The sequence below is a fragment of the Streptomyces sp. TRM70350 genome, from assembly GCF_019219825.1.
In the GTDB taxonomy this organism is placed as follows: domain Bacteria; phylum Actinomycetota; class Actinomycetes; order Streptomycetales; family Streptomycetaceae; genus Streptomyces.
The window spans coordinates 116,106-130,800 of sequence record NZ_JAHUXH010000017.1 but is presented as its reverse complement, the minus strand read 5'-3'; the positions used below and the strand labels follow the sequence as shown (position 1 = coordinate 130,800).

General features: G+C 69.2%; 11 protein-coding genes. 9 read left to right on the top strand and 2 right to left on the bottom strand.

The window, feature by feature from the left end; translation table 11 throughout:
* Window positions 1–744 precede the first annotated feature (744 nt).
* The 7 genes from KWI83_RS24145 (at window position 745) to KWI83_RS24115 (ending at window position 6,699) form a co-directional block, all read left to right on the top strand.
* Window positions 745–1,170, top strand: coding sequence for a HEAT repeat domain-containing protein (locus KWI83_RS24145; RefSeq protein WP_218516478.1), 426 nt, complete (start codon window positions 745–747; stop codon window positions 1,168–1,170).
* Window positions 1,125–1,586 carry a hypothetical protein gene (locus KWI83_RS24140; RefSeq protein WP_218516477.1) on the top strand — a complete coding sequence of 154 codons (462 nt, stop codon included), beginning with the start codon at window positions 1,125–1,127 and terminating at the stop codon, window positions 1,584–1,586. The genes KWI83_RS24145 and KWI83_RS24140 overlap by 46 nt, the downstream gene beginning before the upstream one ends.
* Before the next feature lie 392 nt (window positions 1,587–1,978).
* A complete protein-coding gene (locus KWI83_RS24135; RefSeq protein ID WP_308122150.1) occupies window positions 1,979–2,446 on the top strand; it encodes an exo-beta-N-acetylmuramidase NamZ domain-containing protein in 468 nt (155 codons plus the stop codon).
* Window positions 2,447–2,559: 113 nt separating this feature from the next.
* Window positions 2,560–3,540: a GNAT family N-acetyltransferase gene (locus tag KWI83_RS24130; RefSeq protein WP_218516496.1), complete on the top strand. Its 981-nt coding sequence runs from the start codon at window positions 2,560–2,562 to the stop codon at window positions 3,538–3,540.
* Window positions 3,537–4,877 (top strand): ABC transporter substrate-binding protein, encoded by a 1,341-nt coding sequence (locus tag KWI83_RS24125; RefSeq protein WP_218516476.1) that lies wholly within the window; start codon window positions 3,537–3,539, stop codon window positions 4,875–4,877. The genes KWI83_RS24130 and KWI83_RS24125 overlap by 4 nt, the downstream gene beginning before the upstream one ends.
* Window positions 4,871–5,833 carry a carbohydrate ABC transporter permease gene (locus tag KWI83_RS24120; protein WP_218516475.1) on the top strand — a complete coding sequence of 321 codons (963 nt, stop codon included), beginning with the start codon at window positions 4,871–4,873 and terminating at the stop codon, window positions 5,831–5,833. Before KWI83_RS24125 ends, KWI83_RS24120 begins: the two co-directional genes overlap by 7 nt.
* Entirely contained in the window at window positions 5,830–6,699 is an 870-nt protein-coding gene (locus tag KWI83_RS24115) for a carbohydrate ABC transporter permease (RefSeq protein ID WP_218516474.1), read from the top strand. Before KWI83_RS24120 ends, KWI83_RS24115 begins: the two co-directional genes overlap by 4 nt.
* Before the next feature lie 813 nt (window positions 6,700–7,512).
* Here KWI83_RS24115 and KWI83_RS24110 read toward each other — a convergent pair.
* Together KWI83_RS24110 and KWI83_RS24105 are read right to left on the bottom strand one after the other, a co-directional pair.
* A complete protein-coding gene (locus KWI83_RS24110) occupies window positions 7,513–10,314 on the bottom strand; it encodes a sugar-binding domain-containing protein (RefSeq protein WP_218516473.1) in 2,802 nt (933 codons plus the stop codon).
* 323 nt (window positions 10,315–10,637) lie between these two features.
* Entirely contained in the window at window positions 10,638–10,778 is a 141-nt protein-coding gene (locus KWI83_RS24105) for a hypothetical protein (RefSeq protein WP_218516472.1), read from the bottom strand.
* A gap of 435 nt (window positions 10,779–11,213) precedes the next feature.
* On the opposite strand from KWI83_RS24105, the gene KWI83_RS24100 reads away from it, so the two are divergent.
* Together KWI83_RS24100 and KWI83_RS24095 are read left to right on the top strand one after the other, a co-directional pair.
* The gene (locus KWI83_RS24100) at window positions 11,214–11,750 is read left to right on the top strand and encodes a hypothetical protein (protein ID WP_218516471.1); all 537 of its coding nucleotides are present in this window, start codon (window positions 11,214–11,216) and stop codon (window positions 11,748–11,750) included.
* Window positions 11,751–12,604: 854 nt separating this feature from the next.
* Window positions 12,605–13,999 carry a cytochrome P450 gene (locus KWI83_RS24095; RefSeq protein ID WP_308122149.1) on the top strand — a complete coding sequence of 465 codons (1,395 nt, stop codon included), beginning with the start codon at window positions 12,605–12,607 and terminating at the stop codon, window positions 13,997–13,999.
* Window positions 14,000–14,695 lie beyond the last annotated feature (696 nt).

Sequence of the window (14,695 nt, the reverse complement as noted above, 5' to 3'; positions counted from 1 at the left end):
GTGCTTGGGGAGATGCTCGACGATCTGGTCAAGCCAGAGGACTCGCCCGACCACACCTGCACCACCTGGTGGGACACCGGACGGTGGTCGATCCTCGTTCCAGACGGTGCTTCAACGACCCTCGCCGCTCTGCCTGCGGAGGAGCAGCACCGACTCTTCAGCGAATGGGGCCCCTGACGGGCCTGTACGCCCGGAACCGGGGCCTGGAGCGCATGTACTTCTACGCATCATGGGGCAACGGCAAGATCCCCCTGTTCCTGCAGGCCGAGGGCCCGTCGCCCACCAGGGCCGGCCTGTTCGTCGCCCGCCTCCAGCAGTGGCTGGCGCGCGCAGAGGTCCGCTCCTGCGGCCACGGCGTTCAGATGTCCCTGCCTGACAACGTCTGGCAGTGCGAATTCCTCATCCCTGATGAACACGGCAACCTCCGCACGGCCCGCATCCGCTGGACCCACTCAGGCACAGCCGACACCGATCCGGTACAGCTGACTGAGCGTCCGGAATCGACAGTTGGTAGACCGGTTCGTCTTCACCGTTGTCGGCTGCGGGCTCCGCTTCGGGACGAGGGAGGGCGCGTCGGCTGGACGGTGTCCTCGGCGGGACGCCATCGCCGCTGGCGCGGACCGAGTGGGCCAGTGCCTCGGCGAGTTCGAGGTGGCCGCTCCGCTGCCCGCACTCCGGCACTCTGGTGACCAGCGCGAGCCCGTCAACGATCAAGAACTGCAACTCCGAGGAGGCACAGAACGGATGAGCTGGTGGAAGAAGATCCGTTCGGTCATCTCCGGCGGCCAGACCCAGGCCGGGTACTGGTGCGAAGCGTGCCGGAGGCAGGTGCCCAACCCGACGACGAAGGCGCCGCCGCCTGGAATTGAGTTCCCGTTCTACATCAGGGACAGCGCGGGTATTCAGGAGCGAACCATCAGCGAAGCCTGTGACGACTGCTGGCAGCGTCATCGGCAGATCGCGCCGGAAGGCGAAGCACAGTACCGCAGGAATCACCCGGTGGAGGCGGTGTGCGCGGCGCTGCGGCATCCAGACCTCTCCGTCCAGGAGAACGCGTCCCGCATCCTGTCACGGCTGCGGGACCCCCGGTCTGTAGGCCCGCTGATCAAGGCGATCCAGAAGAAATGCGCCATGTCCATGTGGAGCGGGCATATCTCGCCGACAACTTGATGCGCACACTCGCCGATATCGGCGGCGCCGAGGCTGAGCAGTATCTGGTGAGACTGCTGCACACGCCAACTACCTGGCAGCCCATCCCTCGCCATGACTTCTATCCCTTGGTGCCGGCCACTGACTGGGTGATCCCTGCACTGTGCTCTCTTGGCGATACGGTCATGTTGCGCGCCCTGTTCGACCTGCTGGCGGAGCACCAGCCCGTCCACCTCAGGCGCAATGCGGCGGAGGAGCTCAGCCGTCTTGCGCACAGCATCGGAGCCTCATGGTCGCTCCCCGGGCCGGGGCGGTTCGAAGTCACCGAAGCGGGGCGGAACATGTTCGTCCTGGAGCTCCGCTCGGTCCTGGACGATGAGGACCATTCAGTCCGAGTAAACGTCGCCAGAGCCTTGCAGAACGTTTGTGAGCAGTAGCCGTTGCTTACGTGGAGCAGCCCAGTTCGACGAGACCGGCGGGTGGCGTCTGGACAACTCGCCTCGCCCGCCGCCGCGAACTGCTCCGACCCCCGCGCGTCACGAGGTGCCGGATCAGCTTGTCTCGGGCGTTGAGGGTTTCGGTGGACCGGCCGGACAGGCAAGGTGCGGGCGGAGGTTCCGAAACCCCCGGCGGACGCGGGCCGGGGCGAGCCGTGCGGGCTCGGTCGGCCTCGCCCCGCCGCACCTTGTCGCCGGGCGCCCCAACGCGCTTCGCCTCGCCGCGCTGCCCGGCCGCCGCGGCAGGATCCGGGCCGGCATCGGCACGACCCGTTGGTGATTAATTGCGTAACTACAGGACATACCAGTAGATTTCCTGCCGCCGCTTCGAGATGTCACTGGCAGACAGGCACAGGATGAGCACGGACAACCGCGTCGCGGTGACGACCGGGATCGCACGACTGCACGCCCGGCCCGGACCCGCCCGGCCCGGCCGAGTGGGGCTGGTGACCAGCCACACCGGCGTTCTGCCCGACCTGCGCCCGGCCGCACCCGCGCTGCTTGAGGCCGACGCGCCGCCGGTCGCCCGGTCCGGGCCCGAGCACGGGCTGCACGGCAGCGGTCAGGGCGGCGAGAACGAGGCCGCGCATGCGGATCCCGCCACCGGTCCGCCGGTCGGCGACACGTACCGGTTGAGCGGCGAGCACGTCGACAGCCGTTCATCGACAGGGGTGTCGGCGCCCTGGTGTGCGGCCTGGGGGACATCGGGGCCAGGTTCTGCACCTGCGCGTGGGCGCCGCCCTGCCCCCCGACCGAGCAGCCGGGCGCGGAGGCGCGTCATCGCCTCACGCCCCTCATGAACCGAAGGCTGGTCGCCGTGGCGCAGCGCATCGCCGCCAGAGCGCAGCAACCCTCTGCAGGCGGCGCTCTGGCGCCGTCCCTTTACCGGTGTATGGAAGGAACAACCCCGCCAATGACCGATCGCACAACGACATCCCGGGACGGCATCCGCGGCTTCCGTGCGGGCGACGGACCGCAGGTGGTTCAGGTGTGGCGGCGCAGTGCGCCGACCGACCCCGTCACTGCGGACCGCTTCCGCTCCCTGGTGCTGCTCGACCCCAACTTCGATCCGCAAGGTCTTCGGGTCGCCGTCGAGGCCGGCCGTGTCGTCGGTGCGGCCTACGCGGTGCGCCGTCTGACGCCGATGACCGGCACCGACCTGGAGCCGGAGCAGGGCTGGATCCCGTTCTTCTTCGTCGACCCGGCCGCCCGCAGGCGCGGCCTCGGCCGCCGGCTGCTGACCGACGCCCTCGACTGGCTGCACGGCCACGGCCGCACCCGGGTGGACTTCTCCTCGTACACCCCCAACTACGTCCTGCCCGGCCTGGACGCCGAGACCTACCCGGAAGCGGCCCTGCTCCTTCAGTCCCTGGGCTTTCGCACACTGTACGAGGCGGAGGCGATGGACCGTGGCCTGGTGGGCTATCGCTTCCCCAAGGACGTCGCGCGCCGCATGGATGAACTGACGGCGCAGGGCTACCGGTTCGCCACCCCCTCCGACGACGACCTGGTGGATCTGTTCGCGCTCGCCCAGAACCACTTCGGTCCGGACTGGGCGTGCACGATCCGGGCGTGTCTGGCCGCGGGCACGCCGCTCGACCGGATCGTCGTCGTCCGGGACCCCTCGCACCGCATGGCCGGCTGGGCGATGCACGGCGCGTTCGACGCGGTGGACGAGCGGTTCGGCCCGATCGGCGTGCTTCCGCAGATGCGCGGCACCGGGCTCGGCGAGGTCCTGCTGCACCTGGTCCTGGAGAGGATGCGGGCGCGCCGCGCGCACAGCGCGTGGTTCCTGTGGACCGGCGCGCAGTCCCCGGCAGGCCACCTGTACCGCAAGACCGGCTTCACCACGACCCGCGTGTTCCGCGTGATGCGCCGTGAGGCCGCTCTATGACGCCGGCACGCCGCACCAGCGGCCTGAGCCGCCGTCACTTCGCGCTCGCGCTCCCCTCGGCACTGCTCGCCTCCGGATGCTCCGCACCGCACCAGGGCACCGGGCGGCCCGGGGACCCGATCGTCCTCACCCTGCTCTCCCACTACGCCAGCGGGGTCCTCAAGCAGGCCCTGCAGGGCCCCGTCGACGAGTGGAACGCGACCCACGACCGCATCAAGGTGCAGACCAAGGCCGTCGAGTTCACGGACCTGCTGACCACGTTCATGGTCCGGCAGGCCGCGGGCCTGGGCGCCGACATCCTCCACCCGTACTGCCTGTGGAACGGCCAGCTCGTCAAGGCAGGCGTCCTTGGGCCCGCTCCCTCCGAGCACGCCGAGGAGATCACACGCGGCTACAGCCAAGCCGCGGTCGACGCCGCCTCGGTGGGCGGCCAGGTCTACGGCTACCCCACCGAGGTACAGACCTACGCCCTCTACTACAACAAGCGGCTGCTGCGCGAAGCCGACATCGACGGCCCCCCGCGCACCTGGCAGGAACTGGAGCAGACCGCCTACCGCACCGCCCGGCGCGACCGTTACGGCAACACACTGGTCCAGGGCTTCGGACTGTCGACCGCCGACGACTCCACCACGGTCGGCCAGACACTCGCCCTGCTCCACGCCGCCGGCGGAATGTTCCTCGCCAAGGACGGCCAGAGCACCGCCATCGAATCGGCGGCCGGACGGGCCGTGTTCGAGCTGGAGCACCGCCTCGTCGCCAGCGGTGCGAGCGCCCCCGGTGTCAACGTCTACAAGGCGTTCAGGTCCGGGCAGGTGGCCATGGTGGTCAGCGCCGGCTGGTGGACCGGGAGCCTGAAGACCCTGATGGGCAAGGACTACCGCGACGTCGGCGTCGCGCCGCTGCCCCTGCCCGAGGCGGACGGCAAGCGCGCCACGCTCTGCACCGGCTTCATGCTCGGGGTCAACGCGGCCAGCAAGCACCCGCGCGCCGCCTGGGAGTTCCTGCGCTGGCTCAACACCGAGAAAGTGAACGTCAAGAGCGCGAAGGTGGGCGGGAAAGCGACCCGGATGAGCTCCCTGCAGGTGTCGGCCGGCTCCCTGACCGGCCGCGCCGACGACATGCGCACGCTGCTGGGCGCGCACAGCGATACAAACCTGCGCCCCTTCCTGGACGCGCTGGCGTACGCGGTCCCGGAGCCGAACGCGCCCGGCGCACAGCAGGCCAAATCGCTGCTGCGCAAGACCATCGAGGCGCTGTGGACCGGTCAGCAGTCGGTCGACCAGGCACTGCGCACCACCCGCCGTCAGATCGACCGAGAGGTGTCGCGCTCATGGTGAACGCGCTGACGACGGCGACGACCGAGCGGGCGGCGCCCCGCACGCGCTCCGCCGGGGCGGGCGTCGACGGCCGCGCCCGGACCCGGCGCCGCCAGGCCGTCGTCGCCTATCTCTTCCTTGCGCCGACGTTGCTGTTCTTCGCCGTCTTTTTGATCCTGCCGCTCGGTTTCGCGGTGCTGCTGTCGATGTCCCGCTGGGCCGGGTTCGACCTCGGCGACATCCGACCGGTCGGCACGGACAACGTCACGGGCCTCTTCGCGGACGGATCGACGTTCCTGGCGCCGGTCCTCACCAACACGCTGCTGTTCGCCCTGGGCACCACGGTCCTCGCGCTCGCAGGCTCCGTCGTCGTCGCCGCCTGCATCGACAACCTGAGGTTCCAGGGGCTGTGGCGCACCCTGTACTTCCTGCCGATCGTGACGACCGTCGTCGCCGTCGGCAACGTGTGGAAGTACATGTACGAGCCGGGTGGCCTCGTCAACGGCGTCCTCAACGCCCTCGGACTCGGCTCGGTGTCCTTCCTCCACGACCCGGACACCGCACTGCCCTCGGTCGTGGTCGTCCATGCCTGGGCCTCGGTCGGCTCTGCGATCCTCGTCCTGACCGCCGGGCTGAAGTCCATTCCCGAGTCGTACTACGAGGCCGCAGCGCTGGACGGCGCCGGGCCGGTCACCGTCCTGTGGAAGATCACACTTCCGCTGCTGCGGCCGTCCCTGCTGCTCGTGTGCATCACCCAGCTCATCAGCGGCCTGCAGTCCTTCGCGCTGATCATCGTGATGACCAAGGGCGGGCCGGGCGACGCGACCAACGTGGCCGCCCTGGAGATGTACCGGCAGGCCTTCTCGTACGGCCACTGGGGCCCCGCGAGCGCCGCCGCCCTCGTGCTGTTCGTGGTGGTCCTCCTGGTCACCCTGGTGCAGTTGTGGATCTTCCGGCGCAAGGGGGAGGACGCATGATCCGCCGCCGTTTCCCGTGGTTGTCGTATCTGGTGGTGGCGACCGGCGCCGTGCTCACGGTGGTGCCGTTCCTCGACATGGTGATGACGTCGTTCAAGGGGGCCGGTGAGGCCGGCACGCTGCCGTACCGGTTCCTGCCCGAGGCGTTCGACCTGTCGAACTACCGGGCGGCGATCGACCAGCTCGACCTGCCGGTGCTCTTCCGCAACAGCGTCATCGCAACCGCCGTGATCACCGGATCGGTACTGCTGACGTCGTCGCTCGCCGGCTACGCGCTCGCCAAACTCCGCTTCCCCGGCCGGAACCTCATCTTCCGACTCGTGCTGTCGACGATGATGTTCCCCCCGTTCCTCTTCTTCATCCCGCACTTCCTGATCCTGGTGCACTGGCCGCTGGCGGGCGGCAACGACCTGTTCGGGCGCGGGGGCGCGGGCCTGACCGTCAGCATCGCGGCGCTCGCCATGCCGTTCCTCGTCAACGGCTTCGGCATCTTCCTGATGCGCCAGTTCATGGTCTCGATCCCGGACGAGGTCCTGGAGGCCGCACGTATCGACGGTGCCGGCGAGTTCGCCGTGTGGTGGCGGATCGTCGTGCCGCAGACCACACCGGTCGTGCTGACGCTCGGTCTGCTGACCTTCGTCCACGCGTGGAACGAGTACATCTGGGCGCTGCTCATCTCCACCGCCAACCCGGACGTGATGACCCTGCCCGTCGGCATCCAGCTCCTGCAGGACTACGTGGACCCCACCCGCACGATGCCGATCGTCATGGCCGGTCTCGTCCTGAGCATCCTGCCGGTCCTCATCGCCTTCCTGCTGCTGCAGAAGTACTACATCCGCGGCATGATGCTCAGCGGCCTCAAGTGAGAGGCTTCGGCACGCGCCCGACATGGGTCAGGGTGGGAGAAGCCGTAGGCGGCACAGACGAAGGTGACGTGGTGGTGCCCGCCTTGCCAGGTGCGGCCTTCGAAGTGGGCACGTCCCGCGGCCTGCTTCATCTCGCGGTAGTCGTGCTCGATCCGCCGGCGCAGTTCCGCCGGCCTGACGAGGGCGGTCAGCGCGGTGTCCTCGGGCAGGTTCAGGAACCACAACCGCGTCGGCTCGCGCTCTCTCGCAGGCGATATCCGCCAGCAGTCGGCACACGGGCAGTTTCCGGCCCGCCGACGGCGTTGCGGATCCCGCGCCCGGCGGGTCGGATCCGCAACGCCACGAAGCATGAGTACATGCGCTTGAAGCCGCTGCGATTCGGTGCCGGGCCGCAGGCCCTCGCGCCGTTGCACCGGCCCGGCCGCATGCCTGCCCACCTTGATGACCGGTGACTTGACGCTCTGGACCGGCTCGGGACACTTCGCTGCAGGGCGGGGTGAGGGGGACGGCCTTGCCCGGTTGGGCGGTGACAGCGGTGCAGACGCCGACCACGTAGTGCAGCGTTCATCCTGCGAGCGCAGGCCCGGGAGCCCGGCCACCAAAGGGGCGCCAAGCCGGCGGAGGTGACCATGTCGCCCGGGTCCTGCCGACGAAGCACACGGCCTTAGGGGTCCTTGCACTCGCCGACGACGTCCACGCCCTCGCCGACCAGCCCGCACCGGCGCGGGGAAGGCGCGGTGCACACACCGGCAGATCACGTCGATGCGCCTTGGCCAACTGGCATGAGGACCTACGATGTGTGGTGCCGCATCGTCAGCTGGACGGGACGGTGACGGCCCGGGCGTTCCATCCAGAGACACGTACGCGTGGGGTGCGCTCCGGATCGACTGTCCGATGGGACGCCACCAAGGTTGCCGATTCGCCCGGCCACAGGCTGATCTGATTGTCGTTCCAGTGGATGGGCAGCGTGGGAGTCTTCCCGTCCGCGGACACCACGTCGACGTCGGTGAGCAGAGCGGGCGCCTTCGTGGTGCCCGGGTGGCGGAGGGTCACGGTCGTCGTCGACGTGCCGGGCCTGGTTACCGTCGTTGTGGCCGTCACGTCCAAGGTGACCTGCGGCATCGAGTTCAGTCCCGTCAGGTCGGCGTAGGAGGTGGTGGGGGTGTGGTACCAGTCGGTGTGAGCGTAATCGAGGACGTCGTCGCGGGTGGAGAGCCAGTAGACGTTGCGGCTCACTTCCCGGCCGGTGGTGTCGGTGAGCAACAGCCGGGCCAGGTACGTCCTTGCCAGACCGGGGACCGTGGCCGGGACGGTCAGCGAGGTGGTGGTCACGCCGCGGGCTTCGACGTCGACACCGGTCACCGTGCGGTCGTACATCTTGGTCCCGTCGGTGTTGAAGAGCGTGACCCGGGCCTTCAGTCCCGAGGCGGCGGTTGAGCGGTTGTTGACGATGCTCACCGTACGGTTGTCGTAGCCGTACTGGATGTGGAGGGGTTCGTTGGCCTTCTTCGCGCCGAAGTAGGCCCCGTTCTGGTCCAGATAGCGGTCGATGAGCTGCCAGTGCAGGGACGTCCAGCCACTGTTGAGCATCCAGTGGATGACGCCGGTCGCGGGGGCGGTGGTGTCCTTGGCGTTGCGGGAGTACGCCTCGAACTGCGCCCGGACGTTCTCGTACTGGGCGAGCTGGGCCTTGCGCACGTAGTCGCCGAGGTCGGTCGGGGGTCCGTAGCGGCCGGCGAGCGCGGCGTTGTACAGCTTGAGTGTCGAGAATGTGGGTGAGGGGGAGCGGTGGTACTGGGGAGCGGAGGGTCGCTTCCAGAGGGTCTCCAGCTCGGTCGGGGTCAGCATCCGCCGCAGGGTGTCGAGGGTGGGGATGCTCACTCCGGCGCTGGTCTCGGAGTTGAAGCCGGTGGCTCCTCCCTCGCGCTTGTCGTACCAGTAGCCGGGCGGCACCCAGTCGTAGGGGCCGGTCATCCGCATCCCGGAGCGGCCGGTGACGGGTGACGGCTTCCCGGAGGCGGAAGGGATCACGGGCACGTTCCAGTCGGCCGCCCGCAGCGCTTTGAGGTATCCCGACTCGATCTCGGCGTTGGGCGCCGCGTCGCTGCCGATCAGGAACGAGATCACGCTGGGGTGGTGGCGCAGCCGGGCCGCCTCGGCGGCCATCGACGCTCTCGCGACTGCGTGGTCGGCGGCGTCCCACTTCTCCCCGGACTCCCCGCGGTTGACCTCCCCTTCCCACTTGTTGCAGCACTCCCAGCCGGGCAGCGTGAGGATTCCGTACCGGTCCGCGAGGTCGAAGAACTCGTCGGGCTCCAGGTGGCCCTCCAGGCGCAGCAGGTTCAGGCCCAGGTCACGGACGTACCGCATGCGGTCCTCGGCGTAGACGGGGTCCCAGCGCAGGAACGCGTCGGGGGACCAGCCCGCGCCCTTGATCAGCAGCGGACGGCCGTTGATCCGGTACTGGCGCGCACCGTCGGCATTGATCGGCGCCTGCACGTCGCGGATACCGAAGGCGGTGTGTGCGGTGTCGGAGGTGACTCCGTCGACCGTCACGGCCAGGTCGAGGTCGTACAGGGGCTGCCCGCCCATCCCGGCGGGCCACCATACGCGTGGCGAAGGCACATGGAGCCCGGGGTGGTCGGCCGGGGCGAAGACCACGGTCCGGCTCTCCCCGGGCGCCAGCGTCACCCGCCGGCTGAGGGCTGCGGGCCCGGCCGTGCCGGACAGCAGCGCCGTGACGGTGTCGGGTGAGTCGTTGCGCAGGCGGGCCTTGACGGTCAGGTCGGCAAAGGCCAGCGACGGCACGGCCAGGTCGGTGACGACGTGGGCGTCACGCAGGACCACCGGGCCGCTGCGGCGGACGACGACGTCGCGGACGATGCCCATGTTCCCGTCCGGTGGCGGCTGCAGCCAGTCGAGCCAGCCCACGGTGAGGTGCTTGCGCGGGTCGTTGGGCTGGACCCGGAAGGCGACCGTGTTGGTGCCCGGCCTGATCAGAGCAGTGATGTCCAGCTCGTGCCGGGTGTAGGTCCCGGCGACCGTGCTCGCCGCCGCGATCCGACGGCCGTTGACGAAGACGTCGGCGGCGGAGGTCACCCCGCTGAAGTCGAGATACGTACGGCCTACCCGCCTGTCGTCGACCGAGAAGTCGGACCGGTACCACCACGGGACCGTGAAGTCGGCGGCGGGGATCAGCTTCTGGTTGGTGGAGTGGAACGGGTCGGGGTGGACACCGGCCGCCAGCAGGGCGGCGAGGACGGTGGAACGAGGGCCGGCCTTGTACCACCCCGTCGTCGGATAGCCGGGGCTGGACACCTCGGCCGCCGGATCCGTCACCCGGGCAGTCGACTGGATCATGAACCCGGCCAGCGCCATGCCGGAGTCACCGCCGCCGGTCACCACGGCGGCAGCCGGCGGACCACCGATCGCCGCCTGGCCCGTAAAGCCGCCCGGGGCGAGGGCAGGGACCAGGAAGACGAACAGGCCGAGGAGGGCGCAGACGACAAACCGGCCGGGTACCCGGGCCCGGCGGCGTGGCCGGCCACGGGCCGGGATGGACGGGAACGGGTACCCAGGGCGGCACGGCGACACCCTGCCCAGGAGTTGAGGCATGCACTCAGCATGGTGCCGAAGCCTCGACAGCCGACGCTCCACGTGCCGAGCGTCGCCCGATCGCAGCAACCGGGCAGCGCGGGCAGGAGTAATTCCGAGGTGCTTCAGGTGTTGCGCGCAACCCGGATGACGGCAGTGTTCGACGGGCGACGCTGGGGCCGCTCCCGGGGCCGGGATTGTCCCCCTGTGGCGGGAGTGTGGGCCCCTGACCAAGCCCTACCAGCCATTCGTTGCCCGGGCGGCTCGCCTCCTCCCAGGACATCAGCCCCTGCACGCCGTCGACAGAGGGCGCCGCTTCCGCCGGGTCCAGTACGGCTTCCCCTTCACTTGTTCGCGGAGCGCTTCGGCTCCTCGCGTTCGGCGGTGGTCAGCCGGTCGTCCCGGTCACCGGCGTCGGCCTCGGCCTGCCGGACCCACTGCCGCAGGGCTCGGCCGGGTCGCTGCCCCAGGTCACCTCGTCGCACAGGGCCAGGACGTCTGCGAGTAGTTCGAGTAGTTCGAACTCGTCATGGCCTCGCGTCGGGACAGCAGCCGTCGGCCGCTCTCGTCGATTGCAGACGCAGTGGTGGTGGGTCTCGCCTGCCTCGATGCCGACCCAGATCGCGGCCAGGTAGTGCCTCCGTGCGGTGTGCTGCTGGTGGGCCTCCCACGGACGACAGCCACATGCGGCAGAAGCTTGAAAGCCACACCCGACGCCCCTGGCCGGGTGAACCATACGAAGGGGCTCGCCCGATCCCTTGGAAGAACGTAGGGACGTTTGCCCTGGCGCAGGGCACCCTCGACCGATCCGAATACGGCCGCACAAAGGGCCTTTCAGGGGATTCGTCAGACCTGCGCATCATCGGCGGGCTACTGTACGGCCACGCCGCGCTACCCACGGCCAGCCAAGGAGGAATCCTGTGTCATCGCCCTGCGACCCCCAGCACGCCCCCGCCGGCGATGTAGGCGCAGCGCTCATGATGATCGACTCTCGGCTCAAAGCCATCTACGACAACAAGACCGAGACCGACGCCGAACAACAGGCGCTGACCGACCAGTTCGCCGCCTCCTTGGGCCCCGGCGGGGTCGATGACATGCTGGACGGCGCGTGCACGCTGATCTACATGTTCATGCAGTGGCTACGGATGGCCTACGAGGACCACGGCAAGGACGTCATCGAGTGCGTGGTGCCCAATCTCGTGGCCACGCTGCGCATGATGCCCAAGAGCGTCCGTCCCGAGGCCATCCCCACCATGGCCGGTCTGCTCGTCGCTGCCGGCACCGGCCTGAGCCCCAGCCTGTGGCGCAAGCAGTACGGATACTGGACCAAGGACGAGCTCAATCCCCTGGAAGCCACCGTCTTCCTCCTCGCCGAGCACATCAACCGACTCACCGACGACCGCGACTTCGCCACCCGCATGATCACCGAAGCCCTGTCCAGAGCGGACGAAGGCTGACCCGTGACCTCCCTGGGTGGTGAACCTTCCCTACGTTGTCGACCGGCAAAGGGCGGGCCCTTCGTACGGTTCTTCACCCCAGGGCGTCGGATGTGGCTTTCAACCTTCAGTGGCACGGAACAGCGGGGCCAGCCTTCACGGGCGCACGCCCGATGCGTGCGGCCTTCGGCCCCCGGTCGCATACAAGAGCGATCAAGGTAGCTCATGGCTCTGGCGGCGTCCCGCCGGCCAGCTGTGGAGAGCCCGGGTGAACCGATGCGCAGCCCCGGTAGGCCGAGCCCCAGTCAACCCCGGCTGAACCCACGCCGGTAGCCGACGAGTTGACCGCACTGCTGAAGGGTTTCCGACACCAGGAGCAGAGCCTGCCAGCCACGGGCCGGGAGATTCTCGCTGTCCTGCTCAGCGCGGAGAAGATCACCCATGCCACGGGATCGAACCGCCCCGTTAACGGCTCTCCTTCACGGCGCACCGCCGGAAGACGCCCCCCTCCACGGACGCAGCGAGAGCCCGTCGTCTCGCCCGACTGGCCTCATTGCGTACAACGCGGCTCAAGCACCCCACAACGCGCAGACCAAGCGGACGTATTCCTCGGCCCTACACCTACGGGGAGACCGCGCGGGGCGTACAGGGGAGCCGGCAGACCGTGCACTACATCGTCGAAAAGTGACGCCTCGGCTCCTTCCCCAAGGTGGCCTCCGCGAGCAGCGCCCCGAAGCCGGACAACGACTGAGAACAGGCAGCTTGTGCGCGGCAGCGGTCGCATGTGACGCACTGATCACTCCGGGACCGCATTCCACGACGTGCTCATGGGCATGCATCGGCCGCAGCCCCCACCTACGAGGAGTGCCAAGGCCGTGACAGCATCGACTGCCGTACCTGCCCCCGCACCTGCCGCGCCCGGCGGCCTGCCGCTGATCGGACACGCGCACCGACTCGCCCGCGATCCACTGCCCTTCATCACATCACTGCGCCGGCACGGCAGCGTCGTGCGCATACGGATCGGGCCGACGCCCGCATACGTGGTCACCGACCCCGCACTGACCCGCCGGGTCCTGGTCACTGACGCAGCTCACTTCGCCAAGGGCGGCAAAATCATCGACGCCCTACGGGTGTTCTTCGGCGACGGTCTGGCAACCGTCGCCGACGGCGACACACACCTGCGCAACCGGCGCCTGATGCAGCCAATGTTCAACAAGGCCCACATCGCCACCCGCGGCACCGCCATGATCGAGCGAGTGCGGGCCATGGTCGGCGCATGGTCCGAAGGCGAACACCGCGACGTGTACGCCGACATGAACGACATCACCCTCGCCGCCTTCCTCACCGCCCTGTTCGGCACAGACCTGCCAGAGCACCTGCAAACCGAGTTCACCGCCCTCATGCCCGCCATCATGAAGGGGACCATCCGTCAGACCGTTCTCCCCTCGTGGATCAACAATCTGCCTCTGCCCGCCAACCGTGCGCACGCCGAACGCGTCGCACAGCTGCGCGCTCTCATCGACCAGGCCATCGACCACCACCAGAACGCCCAGCCGAGCCCCGCCGCCACAGCCACCACGGCTGATCCCGCAGGATGCCCTCATGCCGCCCAGGCGCAACAGGCCGGTCTGTTCGCCACCCTGCTGACCGCAGAGGACCCCTTGACGCGTCAGCAGCTGCAAGACGAGGCCATCACCCTGCTGACCGGGGCCATCGAGACCACCGGCACCACCCTGGCGTGGACGCTGTACGAGATCACCCGGCACCCTGACGTCGAACAGCGCCTGCGCGCCGAACTCGCCGCCGTGTGCGGCGAGCGGCCACTGGACTACGAGGACCTCGACCGCCTCCCGTACGCCCGCCAGGTCCTGCAGGAAGCCGTCCGCAAGTACGGGCCCGCGTGGATGGTGACAAGGACAGCCACCCGCGACATCACTCTCGGCAGCCACCACATCCCCCAGGGCGCCGACGTCGTCTGGAGCCCCTACCTGCACCAGCACGATCCGGCCCACTTCCCCGACCCGGACACCTTCAACCCGGACCGCTGGACACCCGAACGGGCCACAGCGACCCGGGGCTCCTTCCTCGCCTTCGGCGACGGCCGCCGCAAGTGCATCGGGGAGAACTTCGCCTGGAGCGAGCTCCAGATCATTCTGGCGACCATCCTTCAGCTCTGGCCGGCCTTCCGTCTCACCTCCCGCCCGCCGCGGCCCCAAGCCGTCGTCACGGTCAAGCCCGACGTGATGACCATGGCGTACTACCAGCGTTGACTGGACCACGCCCGTAACTCGGCACCGCCGCAGCCGCAGAGAACCGACCGGCCCTCCGGGGGCGCGTGCACAGCGGCCCCAGAACGTCTCCGCTCAGGGGCCGCCCCTGCCCGTGATCGGCGGCTACCCAACCCCGCCGGGCAGGCAGGCAGACCGGCCGACAACACGTCAAGTCTGACGAGCGGATGTCTGGTCATCCGCCGTCGCGGCCGAGTCCGGGGCCGCACGGTTGCCCTGTCTGACCCCGCCGCGAGCCCCAGCCGCAGGATCTTGAGCCGTGGTCTATCGCGGCTGCGGCGAAGACCCGGCCCTGGCGCGGCGGAAGGCGCGGTGTCAGCCACTGGCCTGCTGTGATTCCGGAGACGCGGGGTGACCCCTCGGCCATTCACGCGGTCGATCAGCAACCGGTGTCGCCGACAGGCTTCTCCCGCTCGTCCTCGCGAAGGTGGCAGTCAGCCGGCGCCGGCCTGGCTGTGACATCGTTCCTTGGCCCCGGCATGTTGGCGTCCGCCAGCCCGAGTTGACGGGTCGCACGGGCGCATTGAGGGACGGTGACCGGGGGTGACCCCACCCGGCTCTCGCAGTGAGACGGTTCCTGTGGTCTCCGGCAGGGGCAGTGCCGTCGATGTCTTTGTCCAAGCAGGAATTGTCTGACCGGACCCGGCGGGACACCTGGCAGCAGCAGATGTCGATCCG

What these genes read in the sequence shown, in the direction of transcription:
- KWI83_RS24110 (WP_218516473.1), bottom strand. Translation starts at nt 10,314, where the DNA reads ATGCCTCAACTCCTGGGCAGGGTGTCGCCGTGCCGCCCTGGGTACCCG.
- KWI83_RS24135 (WP_308122150.1), top strand. Translation starts at nt 1,979, where the DNA reads ATGTCACTGGCAGACAGGCACAGGATGAGCACGGACAACCGCGTCGCG.
- KWI83_RS24140 (WP_218516477.1), top strand. Translation starts at nt 1,125, where the DNA reads ATGCGCCATGTCCATGTGGAGCGGGCATATCTCGCCGACAACTTGATG.
- KWI83_RS24130 (WP_218516496.1), top strand. Translation starts at nt 2,560, where the DNA reads ATGACCGATCGCACAACGACATCCCGGGACGGCATCCGCGGCTTCCGT.
- KWI83_RS24120 (WP_218516475.1), top strand. Translation starts at nt 4,871, where the DNA reads ATGGTGAACGCGCTGACGACGGCGACGACCGAGCGGGCGGCGCCCCGC.
- KWI83_RS24115 (WP_218516474.1), top strand. Translation starts at nt 5,830, where the DNA reads ATGATCCGCCGCCGTTTCCCGTGGTTGTCGTATCTGGTGGTGGCGACC.
- KWI83_RS24145 (WP_218516478.1), top strand. Translation starts at nt 745, where the DNA reads ATGAGCTGGTGGAAGAAGATCCGTTCGGTCATCTCCGGCGGCCAGACC.
- KWI83_RS24125 (WP_218516476.1), top strand. Translation starts at nt 3,537, where the DNA reads ATGACGCCGGCACGCCGCACCAGCGGCCTGAGCCGCCGTCACTTCGCG.